Here is a 769-nt window from a genome sequence, read left to right as displayed (position 1 = left end):
GCGCTGGATGCCGACGGGCGCGGCGAGCGGGTCACGTTGGAAGGCCCGCGCGGCGTTCGCCTGCAATCCAGCGCGGTGCAGACCTTCGCGCTGGCGCTCCATGAACTCGCCACCAACGCCATGAAATACGGCGCGCTTGCGCAGCCGTCGGGGCATCTCGCCGTCCGCTGGCATCTGGCGCGCCACGAGGATGGGCTGCGCCTGCATGTCGCTTGGACCGAGACCGGCGTCACCATGCCCGATCCCGTCGCAAACGCCCAGGCAGCCGGCTATGGGCGCGAGCTGATCGAGAACGCCTTGCCCTATCAGCTCGGCGCCGAGACAACCTATGAACTCGGGCCGGACGGCGTGCGTTGCACCATAGCTTTGCCGGTGTCGTCCACCATGGAGAAGCACGATGTCTGACGTTTCCGCACCGGCCAGCATGGACGGCCGCCGCATCCTGATCGTCGAGGACGAATACATCGTCGCCGAAGATCTTCGGCGTGAACTGGTCAGTCAAGGAGCCGAGATCGTCGGCCCCGCGCCGACCGTCAGCCGCGCCCTGGCGCTGCTGGCCGGCGAGGCCGCCATCGACGGCGCCATCCTCGACATCAACCTGCGCGGCGAGATGGTCTTCCCGGTCGCCGAGGCCCTGCTCGCCCAGAGCATCCCGTTCCTGTTCTCCACCGGCTACGACACCCAGTCCCTGCCACCGGCCTACGCCGAGGTGCCCTGCTGCGAAAAGCCGTTCGAGGCAAGGCGCTGCGCGGAGCTGCTGTTCAGGTGA

Annotated in this window: 1 protein-coding gene and 1 pseudogene; both read left to right on the top strand. The window is 68.0% G+C overall.

Annotation, left to right across the window (positions count from 1 at the left end):
• Positions 1 to 405, top strand: a pseudogene (locus tag KTN05_RS17690) (chemotaxis protein CheR); the annotation flags it as partial.
• Positions 398 to 769: a response regulator gene (locus KTN05_RS17685; protein ID WP_217330671.1), complete on the top strand. Its 372-nt coding sequence runs from the start codon at positions 398 to 400 to the stop codon at positions 767 to 769. The pseudogene KTN05_RS17690 and the gene KTN05_RS17685, both read left to right, overlap by 8 nt.

Origin of the sequence: Paracoccus sp. Z118 (assembly GCF_019061185.1) — a bacterium.
Taxonomy (GTDB): Bacteria; Pseudomonadota; Alphaproteobacteria; order Rhodobacterales; family Rhodobacteraceae; genus Paracoccus.
The sequence above is the reverse complement of the archived record's forward strand: the minus strand, read 5'-3'. Positions and strand labels throughout refer to the sequence as shown.

Excerpts from the sequence above, each read along its gene's own strand:
- KTN05_RS17685 (WP_217330671.1), top strand. The coding sequence starts at position 398 with ATGTCTGACGTTTCCGCACCGGCCAGCATGGACGGCCGCCGCATCCTG.